The organism is Spirulina sp. CCNP1310, from assembly GCF_034932185.1.
Lineage (GTDB): Bacteria > Cyanobacteriota > Cyanobacteriia > Cyanobacteriales > Spirulinaceae > Spirulina.
Genome location: NZ_JAYGHW010000051.1, coordinates 1 through 17,617 on the forward strand (window position 1 = coordinate 1; position 17,617 = coordinate 17,617).

Below are 17,617 nucleotides of genomic sequence, written 5' to 3' on the forward strand. Positions count from 1 at the left end.
GTGGGGCAAACGGGAAGTTATACGCTTGGGGAGATTAGACCTCTGGCTGGGTTGGAGCAATCCTGCTCGGTTAAGTCCGGTCGATGAACCAAGAATCCCCGTCGCTTTAGCGCGGGGAGTGTCAAAAGCCAAATTGCAGGAATACATCGACAACGGGGCGCGGTTAGGCTGGTTAATTGATCCCCAAAATCAGCAAGTGTGGGTGTATCGCCCCGGCCAAGGCGTGGATTGTTTAGAGCAGCCGGTGGAGTTATCCGGGGAAGATGTCCTTCCCGGCTTTATCCTACCCTTAGCCCGCATCTGGTAGGGGCGTTGGCGTAAGCCTGCCGGAGGCACAAAAATCTTTCCCCCTCTCGCCCACTTTTACCTTAAAACCCATGCCCTCCCCCCAACCCCTGACGATCGCCCCCCTCGCCCCCTACGAAGACCGGCTCTTGGCCGCCCTCGCTTTCTTCCGATTCCAAAGGGCGATCGCCTCTCAAGCCCGCCATTGCCTCAGTATGTATTTGCGCCAGGGGGAGGGGCGAATTATGCAAGAAGTGAAATTTTATGCCCAGCAGATCGGGTTAGAGCCAGAGGAATTATTAGAGTTGATTTATCAGGATGGCGATCGCGCCCGCGCTCAACTGCAAGCCCATTTTGGCAGTGAATCCGTCGGGATGGATGCGACGGATTAAAGAATGCTTACCAAGGGCTACCGATGAGATTAAACGCACTCCAATCGTTGTACCTGTTCCGTCGGGTCTAGGGGTGATGGATTGGGCGAAGGCGGGCGTGGTGATGAGGCCACAGGCAACAAGGCTGAAACCAAAAAGGCGAGGCAGCATCGGTTGACCTATTCGTTAGCAACAATGAACCCAGTGAAAAAACTGAATTCTATACACCCCATCTGATTCTAGGATAATCGGTTGAAAAGGGTTTTGGGGAAATTTCTACAGAGGGAGTTTATTCCCTGGACGTGGGGAGCAGTTGATCTGCGTAGGGGTGTTGGCGTAAGCCTGCTGGAGGCACAAGAATTTTTCGCCCCTACACCACTCATTCGGGCCATCTTGGCAACCGGCGCAATGCCTCAAGATATTGGCAAAATTACTGCTAGCGTCGGTCAATGATCCTTCAATTCGATTGATTGCGGCCATTCCTGTAAGTCGGGTTGGATCACATCTAATAGAGAAGCATATCGTTGTTGATCCAATTCGCGCACTTTTTGATCGTGGCGATAAAATTCATTGAGGTAATGGGCAACCTGTTCAGGATGAGTTTTGGGGTCAAGGGTTTGCCATTTTTGGAGACAATAGGCCCGATTTTTTTCATGGCTAACCCGTTCTAAGGTGATGATCGCCGCCTTCACCAATAGCCCCACCCGCTCTAAATCCAATTGGTTATGCTCATTGAGGTGAAACAGGGGAGTGAGGGGGGCAAATTCGGCAGGAAATTGGAGGGCGATCGCCTGTAAACGCTGCAACAAATCCCCCCGTCCTTCTGCTTCCTCCTGCTCAAGAATTTGTTGCCACAAAAAACGATGATGAGAAAGACTAAACATTAAATCCCGCTCATCCATCGCGGCAATAATCCCCTGCCGCTGTTGGGGACAGTGGAGATAGAGGAATAATAGTAAAGCTTCTGCCCGCTCAAGGAGATGGCGATCGCCCCTGACCTGTGCTTGCAATCGCCCCCGTTTTGGCCGTTTTAACTGTCGGGCTAAGTCTTGACTGTAGCGAGTCATGAGCTTAGTATCCCCTTGGGCCAAAGCCTTAGCACAGTGATGCACATAATAGGTGCGCTTTTGGGGATCACTGAGCCGTTGCAATAACTGCAACATCCCTTTACTGACCTGCTCAAACTGATCCGCCTGAGCCAAATCTTGCTCCATTAAAAGCTGCTCAATTTGCCAATCTAACCACAATGGCGCGGTGGCTAATTGCTGTTGATATTGAGCCACGGCATCGGGGCTAGATTTTAAAAATTCATCGGCATCTTTACCACCGGGTAAATTGAGAATCCGTAATTGAATTTGACCAGCATAGATTAAGGTTTCCACCTCACCAATGGCCCGCGCCGTCGCCTTAACTCCTGCTCCATCGGCATCAAAATTGAGAATGATTTGCTTCGATTCCGTATAACGACAAAGCTGCTTAATTTGCTTCTCCCCCAACGCCGTTCCCAACGCCGCCACCCCTTGGGTAAACCCAGCAGCATGGAGCGCAATCACATCAAAATACCCCTCGACAATCACCGCTTGATCGGCTTTGGCGATCGCCCCCTTCGCCCGATCCAACCCATAGAGCGTTTCCCCCTTATTAAACAACTCCGTTTCCGGGGAATTGAGATACTTGGGTTCATCACTGCCCAGGGTACGGCTGCCAAAGCCAATGGTGCGCCCTTGGGAGTCCAAAATGGGGATCATGAGGCGATCGCGAAAATAATCATAAAACCCCTCCCCCTGCTTGCGGGGCCGCACCAACCCCGCCGCCTCCACCAACAGCACCGGATACCGCTTCGCCTCCACCAAATAGCGATACAACGCCTCCCATCCCTCTGGCGCATAGCCCAAGCCAAAGGCTTGAATCGTCTCCTCCGTCAACTGGCGCGTTTCCCGGAGATAGCGTAACGCCTTTGCCCCCTCCGGTTGCCGCAGGGCGTGCTGATAAAACCCCGCCGCCACCGCTAAAATTTCATACAACTGCTCCCGGCGGGAAAGCTGCTCTTGCAAAGCTTGGCGCTGCTCCGGGGCCAGGGTCTTAATGGAAACCTGGTAGCGATCGGCCAGATGCAAAACCGCATCCGTAAAGGACTGCTTCCCGAACTCCATCAAGAACTTAATCGCCCCACCCCCCGCCCCACAGCCAAAGCAGTAATAGAGTTGCTTCGTGGCACTGACGCTAAAACTGGGGGTCTTTTCCTCATGGAAGGGGCATAACCCCAGATAATCCTTACCCCGCTTTTTGAGCACGACCCGCTCCCCCACCACATCGAGGATATCAACGCGGTCTTCTACATCTTTAATCGTGTCCGGGTGGAGGCGGGGAATATCCATAGCCCATCAAAAAGGGAAAAAAGGCCAAACATTCACCGGCTTTGCCGGAAAAATAGCCTAGACTGACAGGGAATTGGCAAGGTTGCGGGGTTTCTTCCGGGGTGAGCGTTCTCCCTTGCTGAGAAACATGATTAACTGATGTTTAGCGATTAAGAAAGCAAAGACTATGGGTAGGATTTTTGTTTCAGCGGGCCATGGTGGTTTGGATAACGGCGGTTGGGATCCCGGTACGATCGCCGGTGGCACCACCGAAGCGCAACAGACGATCTTGCTGCGGGATGTGATTGTCCCTGAGCTGCGATCGCGCGGCTTTGAGGTACTCTCTGTTCCCGATACCTTGAGTTTAGAGCAGACCATCATCTGGATCAACAGCCGCGCCCGTCGAGGGGATGTGGCCCTGGAAATTCACGCCGACTCCTCATCCAACCCCGCCACCCGTGGGGCAACAGCTTACTACATTGCCGGTAACGCCGAACGCAAAAAACATGGGGATATGCTCCTGCTGGCCCTGATCCGTCGTCTCCCCCAACTTCCCAGCCGAGGCTCTAAACCCGACACCGCCACAGGTGTTGGTCACTTGACCTTCTGTCGCCAAGTGGCGATTCCCTCGCTGCTTTTGGAAGTGGGCTTTTTAAGCAACCCCGATGACCGCGCCTTGATCCTCAACCGGCGGCGGGATATGGCCCTAGGGATTGTCGATGGTTTAGAAGCTTGGAGTCGGGAAGTTACCGGGACGGCCCCCTCAGTGGAGCAGAGCCATCCGGTGATTAATATCCGCATCAATGGCCAAGACTACGGCGAACAGGGCATTTTAATCAATAACAACGCTTTCATTCCCATCGATCTGATCGATCGCCTGGGGGTTGACCTCAGCCAACGGCCCCAAACCCGCCTGGTTCAGTATCGCGGTGTGGTTTATGCCAAAGCCATTGAATTGCGGGACTTCACGATTAATGTGGGTTGGGATAATCCCAGCCGTACCGTCGTGCTGCGCTCCATTACCCAAATTTGTCCCGGTATGTTCGATCGCATCGTCGGCCATGGCAACACCTCGGAGGTGCAGTTAATCATGTTCCTCAAGGCCAACAATGAAAACGCCCTGGCGGAATTCCCCGATCTGCCCAAGCTCTACCGGGAAGAAGCCACAGTGGAAGGGATGAATTATGATATTGCCTTCTGCCAAATGTGCTTGGCCACGAATTTTCTCCGTTTTGGGGGGGATGTGAAACCGGCGCAGAATAACTTTGCGGATTTAGGGGCTGTCGGCGGTGGGGCCCAGGGGGCGACGTTCCCCAGTGCTCAAATGGGGGTACGGGCCCACATCCAACACCTGAAAGCCTATGCCAATTTGGAACCCTTGGTGCAGGATGTGGTGGATCCCCGCTTCCGGTTTGTCACCCGTGGCATTGCGCCTTTGGTGGATCAACTCTCTGGCCGATGGTCTTCGGATTTGGACTATGGCAAGAAGATCCTCGCCATCCTGCGCCGTCTCTACGAATCCGCCGATCTAATCTAATCCCCTCATCCCCTGATAACGACCGGGATCCCCCCCCTGCCCCCCCTTAAAAAAGGGGGGGGTTCCGACCTTAAGCCCCCTTTTTAAGGGGGCCGGCGTAGCCGGGGGGATCATGAGCATCAGGTTAAGCACGGGGGTTTTGCATTTCCGCCGGAGCGGGATCCCCCCCTGCCCCCCCTTAAAAAGGGGGGGTTCTGTAATTCAGTTGCCCACTCTACCCTTAAGCCCCCTTTTTAAGGGGGCCGGCGTAGCCGGGGGGATCATGAGCATCAGGTTAAGCACGGGGGTTTTGCATTTCCGCCGGAGCGGGATCCCCCCCTGCCCCCCCTTAAAAAAGGGGGGTTCTGTAATTCAGTTGCCCACTCTACATCTGTTCGCCGTTGCCCATCCCCTCCGGACAAAGATCCACCAACCCACAGCCCCCGCAATCCGGTTGCCTGGCTTTGCACACCGCCCGGCCGTGGTAAATGAGACGAATTGACCAGTTTTCCCATTCCGGTTGGGGGATGAGTTTCATTAAATCCCGCTCGATTTTGACGGGATCGCTGTGGGTGGTGAGGCCGAGGCGATTACTGAGGCGTTTGACATGGGTATCAACGGTTACGCCTTGGTTGATGCCAAAGCCGTGGGCGAGGACGACGTTGGCGGTTTTGCGGGCTACACCGGGGAGCGTCAGCAGTTCGGCCATGGTTTGGGGGACTTCGCCACCAAAATCAGTGATGATTTTTTGACAAGCCCCCTGGATGTGCTTGGCTTTGTTGCGGTAAAAACCCGTGGAATGGATTAGGGTTTCGATTTCAAGGCGATCGCCCCCCGCAAAGGCGATCGCATCGGGAAACCGCGCAAATAGGGCCGGCGTAACCTGATTGACCCGCTCATCGGTGCATTGGGCGGAAAGGATCGTCGCCACCATCAGTTGCAGAATTGACCCATAATCAAGGCTACAGGTGGCATCGGGATAGAGGCGATGTAACCGCAACAGCAGTTCCGTCGCCCGTTGCTTCTGGCTGGCTTTAACCATCTAGGGACGTTCTTGGAACAGGTCTTGGATCACCGCGAGGTTGGCGGTATCGCGGATGATTAAAAACGCCCCCAAGCCCATCAACAGGACAATCCCCGTTTGCATAATCCCATCCTGAATCCGCCCTGGTACTGGCTTACCCCGCAACCCTTCGATGAGTAAAAAGGCCAACTGACCGCCATCGAGGGCCGGCAGGGGCAAAATATTCAAAATCGCCAGGTTAATACTGATCAACGCCCCAAACTGAAATAAATTGCTCAGATCGGAATTGGCCAAGGTCGCGCCAATTTCGACAATTTTCACCGGGCTAGCCACCTGACCCGCTGTTTCTTGGAAATTGAGGAAGAGGGAACCAAAACCCCGAAATACGAGACTGGTGAGGCGTTGGAATTCCTTTGCGCCGCTGGTGAAGGCGGTGAGGAGACTGGCGGGGGTGCGGGTGACGGTTTGGTTGGGGGAAAGGGTCACGCCAATTTTCCCTGCGCCATCGGCTCCCGGTTGGGGGGTGATTTTGAGGTTGAGGGTTTCGAGATTGTGTTTAACGGTGAGGGTGAGGGGTTGATTGGGAGAAGCTTGGATCCGCTGCATCAAGGTGCGCACCGCTTCGCTGGAGGCTTCTAGGGGTTCCTGATTGACGGCAAGGATAATATCTCCGGATTGTAATCCCGCAATTTGCGCGGCATTAATTTCACCATTAACCATCACTTCGGGAACCACTACGCCAGCGTCGTAATGGATTTGGGGAATGCCGACGGTGGCAATTTGCGTGACGATCAGCAAATAGGCGAGGATAAAGTTGGCGATGACACCGGCAGACATGACGATCGCCCGATCCAAAATGGGGCGATTGCGCAAGAGGTTCGGATCATTCGGCTCAATTTCACTCTCCGGGTCATCGTCGGGAAACCCCACAAACCCCCCTAGGGGTAAGGCGCGAAGGGAGTATTCCGTGACCGGCCCCTGGTAGCGCAACAGCACGGGGCCAAAGCCAATGGCAAAGCGGTTGACATGGATATTTTGCAGCCGGGCGGCGGCAAAGTGGCCAAATTCATGAACCACAATAAGCAAACCCAAAACGGCGATCGCAGCCAAAACGGACATAGGTTAAATCTTTAAATCTGTGAATCTGTGCAAAAACGGGAATTAGCGCAAACCTGATTTTCATTGTGACACATCTTCACAAATTGTAACGGCAGCGTTGCAGCCCTCTCCCCCCCAGTCAGTTTGAGGATGATTTTGGCATCGCTGTCCGTATCGATTTAAACCATTTTTTCAAAAATGGTAACAAACAATACAATTTAGCCCCAAAATTATTTACACTAAAGAAAGCAATCCACCGGAGGGACTGAAACCATGCTGCACACCTATGCAAAATTTGAACGCCAAACCCCCAATCGTCGCACCCCCCTAGAATGGGCGGCGATCGCCTGTGGTGGTGGCATTGTTGCCCTCTTAGTCCTGCTCCCCCTCGCCCAAGTTGTAACCAACGGCAGCCCCAACCACGAAGCCAGCGAATGGCAACCCACCCTGACGATTCGCGGCGGCCGTTAACGCATCTCGATGTAGAGCTGAATCCCTATGGGGGCGAAAAATTTTTCGCCCCTACAGTCATATCCCTAATCCCGATTTAACGCTGTGATCATTGCCTGTTGACGAATTTGCCCATAGGCTTCAATCATCGCACTGTGGAGCAAGCGAGCCTCCGAGGTGGGCAGGGGGATGGGGCCGAGGCGATCGAGGATCGTCTGCTGGTCTTCAGGGGGAGTGATCACCACTAAGGAAGTATCTAAAGGTTCTGCATAAGACCAAAATCGCCGCATCACGAGGGGGATTTTGTTGTGTTTGCTATTGCCTTTTTTGGTATTTTTCTTCGCTTTACGCCCTTCGCCGCTGCCCTTCCCTCGCAATTGGCGCAGGGCTTCGAGGATCTGCGTTTTTGTGCGGCCCCGCAGTTGGAACAGCACAAAGGGATCTTCACTGAAGCGATCGCCCAACTGGTAATAAACTGCGCCAATATGTTTGCAAGGATTAGCCTTATCGGGACAGGTGCAACGGGAATGAATTTCCGACAATGTAAAAGGGAACAGGCTTAACCCATTGGCGGTAAATACATCCTCAATTTCAGCGGGCATCTCCCCCGCCAACAATTGCGCCGAATAAAGCGACTTTTCCGCCATCGTTGTAATCACATACCGCCAATCTTCATTGCTAAAGGGATTGAGGGACAGAGAAACCTCATAGGGTTCTGCTTCGCTGCCTTGCACCTCAGCCACCACCCGCACGCCTTTAAATTCAATCCTTAAAACATTCCCTTCCATAGAATAGCGGCGGGCCCGTTCCAAACGTTTTTTAAACCGATAGGAATCGAGGAGTTCTAACCATCGCTCCACCCACCATTCACGGTTTTCTAGTTCATAACTCATGGATTGATCGGGGGTAAATTTTGAGCACGGTAAAAGGTTTCGAGGCTATCCATATCCCCCACAAATCGCCAATGCCAAGGCTCATAGGCAATGCCTTGGGGGTTATTACGGGGAAAGGAAAGCTCGAAGCCATAGCGGGCAGCATTGGTTTCCAGCCAGGCAAAGGCGGGGGTATTTTCAAATTGGGGGCTGAGGTGAGTCGCTGGCACGTTGGCATCGCCAATATCAATGGCATAGCCGGTATGGTGCTCACTAAACCCAGGGGGGGCGCTCACCTCGGCTCGCTCACTGGGGCGTTGGTTGCGCTGCTCTTTGATTTGAAAAAAGAGATAATCCTGTTGGGCTTTGGTGCGATAGCCGGAGAGGGCTGCTAAAAGCACCCCTTCGCGGCGGGCGGCTTCGCTCATTTCCTGATAACGGGCAGCAGCGGCGGTACGAAGTCGGATCCCACCGTCGGCGGTGATGTTGACCAGATCGCTTTCCCCCGCATCCTCATAGGGAAGATGCCCCAGCACATTTTCAATGGGGGCAGCTTCTGGCTCCGGTTCCGGCTCTGTTTCGGTGACAGTTTCCGGCGTAAGTTGGGCTAGCCAGAGGCCGACAGCGGCGGCGATCGCCCCCACCGCCAACAATATCCCCACGACAATTCGCCCCCAAGGAACCGAGGGGGAAGCATCGGGGAGATCTCGCTGGGCAATGGGAATCTCATCCATGGAGTCCAGGAGGGATTTTTGCGGCTGTTTAGGCACAGATGTTTGCTCCAGCAAAATCGCAACAGTGAAGAGCGCGGGGCGATCGCGCACTCCCCTAAAACTCTAACCCAAGAAGCGATAAGATCAGCAAGGCAAACTTCTGGATTGTGATCTTTTCGACAGGGCATCATGCAACCTAAATTAATTATTCACGGTGGGGCGGGCAGTTCGCTCAAGGGCAAAGGCGGTTTAGCGGTGGTGCGTCAAGCTCTCCATGAAATTGTGGCGACGGTGTATCAGGATCTTTGTCAGGGCAAAACGGCTTTAGATGCCGTGGTGCAAGGTTGTCAACTTTTAGAAGATCATCCCCGGTTTAATGCCGGTACGGGGTCTGTGCTGCAATCCGATGGCCAAATTCGCATGAGTGCGGCGCTGATGGATGGCACAGCCCAGCGGTTTAGTGGTGTGATCAATGTGGCGCGGGTGCAAAACCCGATTCAGTTAGCCCAAACCCTCCAAGGGGAGAGCGATCGCGTCCTTTCTGACTACGGCGCAGCGGAACTACTGCGAGAATTGCAACTGCCCATCTATAACCCCCTCACGGATCTCCGTTTAGAGGAATGGCTTTTAGAGCGGAAGGGGGATTTTAATAAGGACATGGCCGGCGTGATTGCTGAGGCGGAACACAGCGAACCGGGCCGGGGGACGATTGGCGTGGTGGCTCTGGATCAGCAGGGGCAAATTGTCGCGGGAACTTCTACCGGCGGCAAAGGGTTTGAGCGCATCGGCCGGGTCAGCGATTCCGCCATGCCCGCCGGGAACTATGCCACCCGTCAAGCCGGGGTAAGCTGTACCGGCATTGGCGAGGATATCATTGATGAATGTTTGGCGGCGAAAATCGTCATTCGCGTCGGGGATGGTTTGAGCTTGGCCGAGGCGATGGCGAAATCCATGGCGGAGGCTCAGGGCAATGGGCGGGATTTGGGGGCGATCGCCCTCGCCGCCGATGGTACCCTGGCTTGGGGGAAAACCAGTGAGGTTTTGTTAGCGGCTTATCATAATGGTGAAAACATCGGTGATACCTTGGAGTGGACTGGCCCAGACCTAACCGGCCAAACGACCTAGGGATATCTGCGGTGAACGGGCTAAAATGGGTGAAATCACTGCCAACGAATCGTGAAAATTCGCTAAATAGCTCCTTACCAGATTTCAGGAACGGGCTTTCAATCTCACACTCAAGAGGGACACCTGTGTTTAATGACCCCCACCTGGTATCCACCAAGGTGGGGGAGTGACCGGAGATAACCCGGTCGTAGCTGCGAATAGGCCACCAAGGTGAGTACGGCAACACTTCCGGTTGCTTCTCTAAATCGGATTATCTGTAAGGCCCTGGAATCTCAGGGAGTGGGGTCAGCCCAGACACACCATACTCACTGGCTTAAGAGACCTGTAGTTTTGGAATTATCTTCCATGCAACGCATCCCCGTCCAAAACCCTGATGGTACTCCCGCCATGCCCACCAAGCTCCATCGCGCTCAACGGTGGGTAGCTCAAGGCAAGGCCCAATGGGTAAAAACTAATCTCCGCATTAAGGCCGTGCGCCTGAAAACGGAGCCATCGGGTCGCAAAACTCAACCCATCGTCGTTGGTGTCGATCCCGGCAAACTCTATTCAGGAATTGCCGTTCAATCGGCTAAAGCCACTTTATTCCAGTCTCACCTGGAACTCCCCTACCCCAAGGTACGGGAGCGGATGGATAATCGTAGAATGCTACGACGTTCTCGCCGCAGTCGTCGGATTAATCGGGATTTACCCTTCCCATTACGGAATCATCGCCAACAGCGATTTAACAACCGTAGGCAGAAGAGGGTTGCTCCCAGTATCCGAGCCAACCGAGACATGGAGTTTCGGGTTGTTCAGGGGCTATCTCGACTGTTCCCCATTGCTGCCATTGGCTATGAGAAAGTTTGCGCTGATGTGGACTTAACCTCAGGTCGAAGGGGGGCAAAATCGGGGAAGGGTTTCTCGCCGGTCATGGTAGGGCAAGCCTACGCCATTGAAAGAATGGAGCAGATTGCGCCTGTCTATACTCGCTACGGGTGGCAGAAGGATGGTAATGGAACATCTCAACTGCGCTCTTTCTTGGGATTGAAAAAGTCTCAGGATAAAGGGTTACAAATCCCCCAAACTCATGCAGTAGATGGTATTGCTTTAGCTTGTGGATACTTCGTCGAGTATCACCCTTTCCACCGCCAACGGAGTCACGGTTGTCTTTGGTTTGGCCAGGTCAAGCTGACATCTGCCCCATTTGTGGTGATTAAACGCCCACCAATCAGTCGTAGGCAATTGCATCTCATGGTTCCAGCGAAGAAGGGGGTACGTCGCAAATATGGAGGCACAGTGACCCGCCATGGATTCCGGAAGGGGGATCTGGTGCGGGCTGAGATGGCAGGTCGCGTCTCAGTGGGCTATGTGAGTGGAGATACGGCTCGGCAGGTTTCTGTTTCTGGGTTTACCTGGAAGCGCATTGGGCAGTTCAGTGTTGGCAAAGTTAAGCTACTCTATCGCACCACGGGCATTTTAGTCAGTTGCCCGCAGAGATTGTCAATCAGCGGGGTTTAATACCCCACTGATTGACGCTTGTTTCCTCTCCCACCTACGGTGCGAGGTGGGGGTTCCACAAGGAGTTTGTGATGACAAAATTCTGGTTTATGACCTATTCCACCACCGCCGCCCTGGGTTGGGTTGCCCTCGGGAGCACCGGGGCCCAAGCGGTGGACTCACTGCCCCCGGAGGAATTAACGGGGGAATCGCTGCAATTGGCTCAGGTTGATCGCGATGCCATGGCCACGGCCCAGCCGAGTTTGCTGCAAGATACCGTGATTGTGGAAGTGGAGCCAACGCCTTCGGTGGAGTTTTCGCCCTTGGCTCCCGCGACGGCCTATCAAGGGCCATTGCCCCCTGTGCCTGAGGTGACACCAGCCCCCAGTAATCATGCTCCCGCCTTCATCGAACAAGACCCAACCCTGCGAGCGGCCATCAACCCGCAAACCCCCAGCCAACGGGCGACCATCCGCGCCACACCGCCGGAATCTTTAATCCGCGATGGTCGGAGTTTTGAGGAACTAATTGCCCCCTCCAGTGAGCAAAACCGCCAAAGAACCGCTGGCGCACCGGAGCAAATCACGACCCGCACGGCTCGTTCTGCCGTCCTAGAGGCTGAACCGATGGTTCGGCAGGAATCCAACCCCGTTCTAGCCCAACAACCCCCGGCATCTTCATCCCAACGGCGGGATACAGCCCCCCTGTTGCAAAAACTAGAGCAGGATTTACAGCAAATTCGCCGCGAGATCACCGGCTCGACCCGGCCCCTGGCTTTGGATTCGCCGCTGATTACCCTCACCCCTTTGCCGGATCTGGGGGATTATCAGTATTTTAGCGATCGCAACCCCAACGCCCCCCGCAATTCCACCGCCTGGGAGGCCGTCAGCCTCAGCCGTGAGTTTGCCTTATCCACGTTTGATGCCACAACGCCAACGCTGGATTTTGCTGCCCTGGACATGGGCGCAATGGCGACGAATTTCGCGGATTTAGGACTTCAGTTCTTTAGCGATCGCCTGGCCTCTGATGTTTTCCTTGGCAATGCTCACTTTTTCGACTTTGAGCGGGTCGCGCTGACGTTTACCGATCTGGCAACGGAGTTTACCGGGATGTTTACCGATTGGGAACCGTTGCTCACGGCGGAAACGGGGGTTCCGGTGGCGGAGCTAGCCCCGGAAACGACAGTTTTCAACGTTACCCCCACCGCAGCGGATTATTTCGCCCAATACCACCCGGCCAACCCCCTCACGTTTGGGTTTAAACCGGACTTCACGCTCTAGGGTTTGAGGTTGGCGATCGCCCCTGTTGTTTGATGGGCTATGGGGCGATCGCCGCCCCCCAGAAACTAATTCCCCTAATTCCCCCGCAACAACCAAGGCTCCACCTGCTCCATCCGTTGCGGAATGTATTGATAGAATCGGTCATAGCGCAGTTGCATGGCATCAACGGTACAAACCCCACAATGTACCCCTGGCGGCGGCACGGCAACGGCTTGCACCACGGCATCAGACACACCCACCCAGGGCAAATGCCCCACCGGAGCCGTTAAGGAATAGGTCAATTCCGACTCATTCAACCAGTCACTACTGATAAAATCCTCCTCAGCGCGGGGGGTCTTGAGTTGCCAACCGAGGCGATCGCGCAACCCATTCACCGCCGCTTCCGAATTGCGAGGATGAGCCGCCCGCATCTGCTGCCAAACCCGCAACTGCACCGATAGACCAAACCGGCCATTACTGGCCCGATGCCAAAGTTGATCAATGGTGCGAATCTGCTCTGGTGAAAGCAGAACGGTATTAAAGGGGGGGTTTGGCGTTGACCCTGGAGCCAATAACCGCCGCGTGATCAGATCCGCCTCGGCCCAGTCCTGGGCTTCGAGTCGTGCTTGTAACCGCCGCAACTGTTCATCAACAAGACGATCCATCTCAGGAACTTCACTCTGGCAAGTCCCCACCCTGGATCGCACATATTCCCCAGAGCGCAAAGCATGAACGATCTGAATCTGCTGAGGCTGTTCGTTGGTGGGCCGCAAACTCACGTAAAGGCCATGGACAGAAGCGGGGGTCGCGTAGAGGAGATCGCCCCTGTGGCGTTGAGGGCGAAAAGGGGCTTCAAAGGGCAATTGACGATAATCCCCACCAGGAGCCAACTGGGGATCATTGTTCAACACAGCATTCCTCAGGAGGGTTTGCAGTTGGCCGTTGCGATCGTACCATTGCACCGTTAGGGCCAAACCGGCTGCCGCTGCTAGCTCTTGAGGTTGGGCCGCTCCTTCCAGCAAACTCCCCGTGATTCGATAGTTTAACGTTACCCCCGGATTGAGCGTTGCCCTGGTTTGGCAGGTAAGCCGTGAGCCATTGTTTTGGGCTGCTACCGGGGGAGCGATCGCAGTGAGGAGGGCGATCGCCCCCATCCAGCCTAACGGCTTCAAAGTAAACCTATACATCATCAACCCCTTGCAAAATCGGATTATTATGCTTTGTGCTCAAAGCAAAGTTATTCCTTCTCCGTGGCAATTTTCTGGCGGTTGTGACAGTTTTGCTCGTGCTCAGGGTATAGACAAGTTAAAACCCACCGTAGGTGCATCAAAAGGAAAGCAGTCGATAAAGGACTTGATGCCAGGTGGGTTTTAGGTTTTGTTGATTGAATGACTAGAATCGAAAGGAAAAACGTTAAAAATGGTTAACAATGCGTTCAAAAGAAAAGAAAATGACTAACTAATGGTTTACAGATTCCCATAATTACTGTTCAGCTTCTAGCAGTGCGTTCACCTTTTCGGATGTGGGGATTGTGGTTCTCAGGGTCGTTAGCAAAACCTGAAGAAGATCGCCACCCTATTGTGCAACTACTATTGTGTCAACGAGAATGATGGGGTGATTGAGAGGGGGAGAACACTGCCTTCAATCTCTTTAAATCGAGGGAATTAACCTCTTTTGTGTTCTTGAATATAAAGTATCACCCCCGTTGGGAAGAGCACAATCCTTTTTTACGAAACTTTACAATTTTGTGCTTCTTAATGCTAGTGGTGCAACATCAGATCGCCCCGCGCTGATCCACCCCTCAGCCCTCAGGGTAAACTGAAGGGAACTCGATTTCTAAGGAACCTCTCTCGCTTGTCCCCTGCCCTTTCCTCCCCCTCCTTCTCGCCTTGGCTGGGTTTAGCCATTGCCCTCCTGATTATCACGCTCTACCTGGGCAGTTGGATCGCCTGCCTACAACTGGATATCGCCCTGCTACCGGGGTGGTTAATCCTGCTGCTGATGGCATTTCGGACGTTTTGCCATACGGGGCTGTTTATCACCGCCCATGATGCCATCCATGGCACGGTGTTTCCGCCCCGCCGTTGGGTGAATGATGGGATTGGGGCGATCGCCATGGCGCTGTATGCCCTCTTTCTCTATCCCGTGATGCGGGAGAAACACCTCCAACACCACGCCCACCCCGCCACCGAAGCCGATCCCGACTACTACAGCAATGCCGAAGGCAACCCCGCTCTCTGGTATGGGCAATTTCTATGGGATTACCTGCAAGGAACCCAGCGTTGGGTGGTGTTGATCGGCATGACGGTGCTGTTCCATGGCTTCCATCATTTCGGTCATGTTCCCTTTAGCAATCTGTTGCTATTTTGGGTGATTCCCAACCTGATTAGCTCAATGCAACTGTTTTTCATTGGCATTTATCTCCCCCATTGTGAGCCTCCCGCCGGGCATCAAAACATCCACCGTGCTACGACGCTCCACCTGCCGGTGTTCTGGTCATTGTTAGCCTGCTATCATTTTGGCTACCATTGGGAACATCATGAGTATCCCCATGTGCCGTGGTATTACCTCCCTGCCTACCATCGTTTTCCCGCGTCGTGATCTACGCTCTTAGAGTTGTTGATGACGGCGGGGTAGGGGTGCGATGAAGATTCTTGATTTTCAACTGTCGGTTACGCCCTTGGGGGGCGATCGCTATTTAATCCGCACAGAAAAGGTGGAGCCAGGGGTTCCCTTAGCGGAGGAGCAGGTGGATTGGCCCGTGGAGCGCTGGCTGAATTTAACGCGGCAATTAATGGCGGATCCTTTGGTGCAATTCCTCCAACCGGAGCCGGAAAGCCACAACCCGCCGCCGGATTTGCTCACGTTGGGCCAAGACCTTTATCACCATCTGTTTACCGCGACGGTGCGGGATAGCTGGATTGCAGCCCAAAGTATTGCCTATCATCAACAGGGGAGCCTGCGGTTGCGCTTAGGGTTGAAGGGCGATCGCCTCCCCTGTTTGCCCTGGGAAGTGTTACAAGCTCCCCCCCAGGGCAACAATGGTGGCCGCTTTCGCCCGTTGGCAACGGGAACAGATGTGTTATTTTCTCGCTATGGGGCGGGAACCATTGGCGAAGGAGCCACGGGGGGCCAAGGGACAGCCCAACCGCTGAAGGTGTTGATGGCGATCGCCCAACCCCACGATCAGCAAAGCCTCACCCTCGGCCAAGAAGTCCAACACCTCCGGCAGGAACTCAGCCAAGCCCAACCCACACCGATCACGCTGAAAATCCTCGAACAGCCCGGCCGGGAAGCCCTCACCCAAGCCCTCGAACAGGGCAACTATGACCTCTTCCACTACGCCGGCCACAGTAGCCTCGGCTCCACTGGGGGAGATTTAGCCCTGGTGAATCCCCTCACCGGCCTCACGGAGTCCCTCACAGGGGATGATTTAGCGGGCCTACTCCGCAACAACGGCATCCAAGGGGCAATTTTTAATTCCTGTCGCAGCGGCCCGAATATCTTCGCCCAACCCCAGGAGCGCAACCTAGCCCAAGCGTTAGTACAGCAGGGGGTTCCGGCGGTGTTGGCCATGGCGGAGGAAATCCCCGACGCGGTGGCCCTCACCCTCACCCAATTGCTCTACCGCAATTTGAGCCTAGGGCATCCCCTCGATCTCTGCGTCAGTCGGATGCGTCAAGGTTTGCTCTCCGCCTATGGCTCAGGGCAACTCTATTGGGCATTACCGATTCTGTACCTCAACCCGATGCTCCACAGTAGCCTGACCTATGCGATCGCCCCCATGGATGCAGAGAGCGACGAGGATAGACTTCCGGCTTGGTTGAAAACGGAAATGGCCCAAGCCCCGGAGCCAGAACTCGTCACCGCCGATCCCGCCGCCGATGCAGACATGGCCGCCCTCATGGGAGAAATTTTTCCCGATCTGAACGGCGAGTCCGCTCTTGCCAAGGCTGAACCCACCCCGATTATTATCAAGCCTGCCCCCAAGCCGGAGGAACCCAAGCGATCGCGCCCCCTGTGGCCCTACCTTGCGGGGGGATTGGGGGCGATTATCCTCGCGATAACCGGCGGCTGGCTGATCCAGCAGTGGGGAGCGAATCCCCCCAATGTGGTGGTTGCTTCTCCCGATGGGGATAATTTTGGGGAAGTAAGCAGTGAGCGACTCACCAGTTTTGCCATTGAAGCCTTGAATGGGGGGAATTTAACCGAGGGGCTACAGGCGGTGACAGCGTTGCTTGATCGCAATGCTCTCCCCCTTGCAGAATCCGCCCTGGCCGCCATCCCCGCCGACCAATTGGATCAGCCCGCCGTTAGTTTCCTGCGGGGTCGCCTCGCCTGGCAATCCGCCCTGTTAGATAATCCCCGCTATAGCCCCAGTGATGCCCGTCGCTATTGGGAAACCGCCGTTAAAGCCGCCCCCGATAATGCCCACTATCAAACCGCCTTAGGGTTTGCCTACTACAGCGAAGGCTTAATCAATCTCGCTAACCAGGCTTGGTACGAGGCGATTGCCCGCCTCGAAGAACAAGCCCCCCCCAATGATCCCGAAACCCAAATGCCCTACGCCGGTCTCGCCCTCGGTTTAACTGCGATCGCCGCCGAAGCCAACCCCGACCAAGCCAGCACCCTCACCCGCCAAGCCACCGCCCTCCGCCGCCAAGTCCTCAACGCCCACCCCCGCAGCTTCCAAACCCAAGCCCTCAGTCAGCATTGGCTCTGGACTCCTGCCATGATTGCCGCTTGGGAGGAGTTAAATTCTTGAGATTGGGGAACGGGCAACGGGCAACGGACAGCAGAGGGTTAGAACTTCGGCAACAGCGGTTTTGATTTGGCATAAATCAGCAGCGAGATAACACCGGAATGGAGTCTGCTTGTATTGTCGATCTGCGTAGGGGCGAAAAATTTTTCGCCCCCATAGCCTTATTCCGAACAGAATGGTTATTGACACTCCCCGCGCTAAAGCGACGGGGATTCTTCACTCAACGAGCCAACTTGCTCAGACAGGATGACTCCAGCCAAAGTAGAGGTCGATTCTCCTGAAGCGTTGCTTGCGTCTCGCGCAAAAGTT

At 54.7% G+C, this 17,617-nt stretch carries 15 protein-coding genes; 9 read left to right on the top strand and 6 right to left on the bottom strand.

Going from position 1 to position 17,617, the window contains the following annotated elements; all coding sequences use genetic code 11:
* On the top strand, positions 1 to 307 hold a 307-nt coding region (locus VB712_RS10390; protein ID WP_323254492.1), incomplete at its 5' end, for a Uma2 family endonuclease.
* Between the two features lie 70 nt (positions 308 to 377).
* Complete coding sequence (locus VB712_RS10395; protein WP_323254493.1) at positions 378 to 677, top strand: hypothetical protein; 300 nt, start codon at positions 378 to 380, stop codon at positions 675 to 677.
* Positions 678 to 1,102: 425 nt separating this feature from the next.
* Here VB712_RS10395 and dnaG read toward each other — a convergent pair whose 3' ends face one another.
* Entirely contained in the window at positions 1,103 to 3,034 is a 1,932-nt protein-coding gene (gene dnaG, locus VB712_RS10400; protein WP_323254494.1) for a DNA primase, read from the bottom strand.
* A 166-nt stretch (positions 3,035 to 3,200) separates the two neighbouring features.
* On the opposite strand from dnaG, the gene VB712_RS10405 reads away from it, so the two are divergent.
* Positions 3,201 to 4,550, top strand: coding sequence for an N-acetylmuramoyl-L-alanine amidase (locus VB712_RS10405; protein ID WP_323254495.1), 1,350 nt, complete (start codon positions 3,201 to 3,203; stop codon positions 4,548 to 4,550).
* Between the two features lie 364 nt (positions 4,551 to 4,914).
* Here the strand turns inward: VB712_RS10405 and nth are convergent, their stop codons facing one another.
* Entirely contained in the window at positions 4,915 to 5,571 is a 657-nt protein-coding gene (gene nth, locus VB712_RS10410) for an endonuclease III (RefSeq protein WP_323254496.1), read from the bottom strand.
* Positions 5,572 to 6,672 carry an RIP metalloprotease RseP gene (gene rseP / locus VB712_RS10415; protein WP_323254497.1) on the bottom strand — a complete coding sequence of 367 codons (1,101 nt, stop codon included), beginning with the start codon at positions 6,670 to 6,672 and terminating at the stop codon, positions 5,572 to 5,574. It lies immediately after the preceding gene.
* Between the two features lie 252 nt (positions 6,673 to 6,924).
* Between rseP and VB712_RS10420 the strand changes: the two genes are divergently transcribed.
* Positions 6,925 to 7,122, top strand: coding sequence for a hypothetical protein (locus tag VB712_RS10420; RefSeq protein ID WP_323254498.1), 198 nt, complete (start codon positions 6,925 to 6,927; stop codon positions 7,120 to 7,122).
* Positions 7,123 to 7,187: 65 nt separating this feature from the next.
* Here VB712_RS10420 and VB712_RS10425 read toward each other — a convergent pair whose 3' ends face one another.
* The gene (locus tag VB712_RS10425) at positions 7,188 to 7,994 is read right to left on the bottom strand and encodes an SWIM zinc finger family protein (protein ID WP_323254499.1); all 807 of its coding nucleotides are present in this window, start codon (positions 7,992 to 7,994) and stop codon (positions 7,188 to 7,190) included.
* Complete coding sequence (locus VB712_RS10430) at positions 7,991 to 8,707, bottom strand: D-alanyl-D-alanine carboxypeptidase family protein (RefSeq protein WP_416236314.1); 717 nt, start codon at positions 8,705 to 8,707, stop codon at positions 7,991 to 7,993. The genes VB712_RS10425 and VB712_RS10430 overlap by 4 nt, the downstream gene beginning before the upstream one ends.
* A 168-nt stretch (positions 8,708 to 8,875) precedes the next feature.
* Here VB712_RS10430 and VB712_RS10435 point away from each other — a divergent pair, with 168 nt between their 5' ends.
* The 3 genes from VB712_RS10435 to VB712_RS10445 all read left to right on the top strand — a co-directional run bounded on the left by VB712_RS10435 (position 8,876) and on the right by VB712_RS10445 (position 12,567).
* Positions 8,876 to 9,811, top strand: coding sequence for an isoaspartyl peptidase/L-asparaginase (locus tag VB712_RS10435; RefSeq protein WP_323254501.1), 936 nt, complete (start codon positions 8,876 to 8,878; stop codon positions 9,809 to 9,811).
* 345 nt (positions 9,812 to 10,156) lie between these two features.
* A complete protein-coding gene (locus VB712_RS10440; RefSeq protein ID WP_416236315.1) occupies positions 10,157 to 11,308 on the top strand; it encodes an RRXRR domain-containing protein in 1,152 nt (383 codons plus the stop codon).
* A 71-nt stretch (positions 11,309 to 11,379) separates the two neighbouring features.
* Complete coding sequence (locus tag VB712_RS10445) at positions 11,380 to 12,567, top strand: hypothetical protein (RefSeq protein WP_323254503.1); 1,188 nt, start codon at positions 11,380 to 11,382, stop codon at positions 12,565 to 12,567.
* Between the two features lie 74 nt (positions 12,568 to 12,641).
* On the opposite strand, the gene VB712_RS10450 is transcribed toward VB712_RS10445, so the two are convergent.
* Positions 12,642 to 13,733 (bottom strand): GUN4 domain-containing protein, encoded by a 1,092-nt coding sequence (locus VB712_RS10450; RefSeq protein ID WP_323254504.1) that lies wholly within the window; start codon positions 13,731 to 13,733, stop codon positions 12,642 to 12,644.
* Positions 13,734 to 14,400: 667 nt separating this feature from the next.
* Here VB712_RS10450 and VB712_RS10455 point away from each other — a divergent pair.
* Both VB712_RS10455 and VB712_RS10460 read left to right on the top strand, forming a co-directional pair.
* On the top strand, positions 14,401 to 15,147 hold the full coding sequence (locus VB712_RS10455; RefSeq protein WP_323254505.1) for a fatty acid desaturase: 747 nt from the start codon (positions 14,401 to 14,403) through the stop codon (positions 15,145 to 15,147).
* 43 nt (positions 15,148 to 15,190) lie between these two features.
* The gene (locus VB712_RS10460; protein ID WP_323254506.1) at positions 15,191 to 17,311 is read left to right on the top strand and encodes a CHAT domain-containing protein; all 2,121 of its coding nucleotides are present in this window, start codon (positions 15,191 to 15,193) and stop codon (positions 17,309 to 17,311) included.
* The last annotated feature ends 306 nt before the right edge of the window (positions 17,312 to 17,617 follow it).

Coding starts and splice junctions, on each gene's coding strand:
- VB712_RS10395 (WP_323254493.1), top strand. CDS start 378: ATGCCCTCCCCCCAACCCCTGACGATCGCCCCCCTCGCCCCCTACGAA.
- dnaG (WP_323254494.1), bottom strand. CDS start 3,034: ATGGATATTCCCCGCCTCCACCCGGACACGATTAAAGATGTAGAAGAC.
- VB712_RS10405 (WP_323254495.1), top strand. CDS start 3,201: ATGGGTAGGATTTTTGTTTCAGCGGGCCATGGTGGTTTGGATAACGGC.
- nth (WP_323254496.1), bottom strand. CDS start 5,571: ATGGTTAAAGCCAGCCAGAAGCAACGGGCGACGGAACTGCTGTTGCGG.
- rseP (WP_323254497.1), bottom strand. CDS start 6,672: ATGTCCGTTTTGGCTGCGATCGCCGTTTTGGGTTTGCTTATTGTGGTT.
- VB712_RS10420 (WP_323254498.1), top strand. CDS start 6,925: ATGCTGCACACCTATGCAAAATTTGAACGCCAAACCCCCAATCGTCGC.
- VB712_RS10425 (WP_323254499.1), bottom strand. CDS start 7,994: ATGAGTTATGAACTAGAAAACCGTGAATGGTGGGTGGAGCGATGGTTA.
- VB712_RS10430 (WP_416236314.1), bottom strand. CDS start 8,707: ATGGATGAGATTCCCATTGCCCAGCGAGATCTCCCCGATGCTTCCCCC.
- VB712_RS10435 (WP_323254501.1), top strand. CDS start 8,876: ATGCAACCTAAATTAATTATTCACGGTGGGGCGGGCAGTTCGCTCAAG.
- VB712_RS10440 (WP_416236315.1), top strand. CDS start 10,157: ATGCAACGCATCCCCGTCCAAAACCCTGATGGTACTCCCGCCATGCCC.
- VB712_RS10445 (WP_323254503.1), top strand. CDS start 11,380: ATGACAAAATTCTGGTTTATGACCTATTCCACCACCGCCGCCCTGGGT.
- VB712_RS10450 (WP_323254504.1), bottom strand. CDS start 13,733: ATGTATAGGTTTACTTTGAAGCCGTTAGGCTGGATGGGGGCGATCGCC.
- VB712_RS10460 (WP_323254506.1), top strand. CDS start 15,191: ATGAAGATTCTTGATTTTCAACTGTCGGTTACGCCCTTGGGGGGCGAT.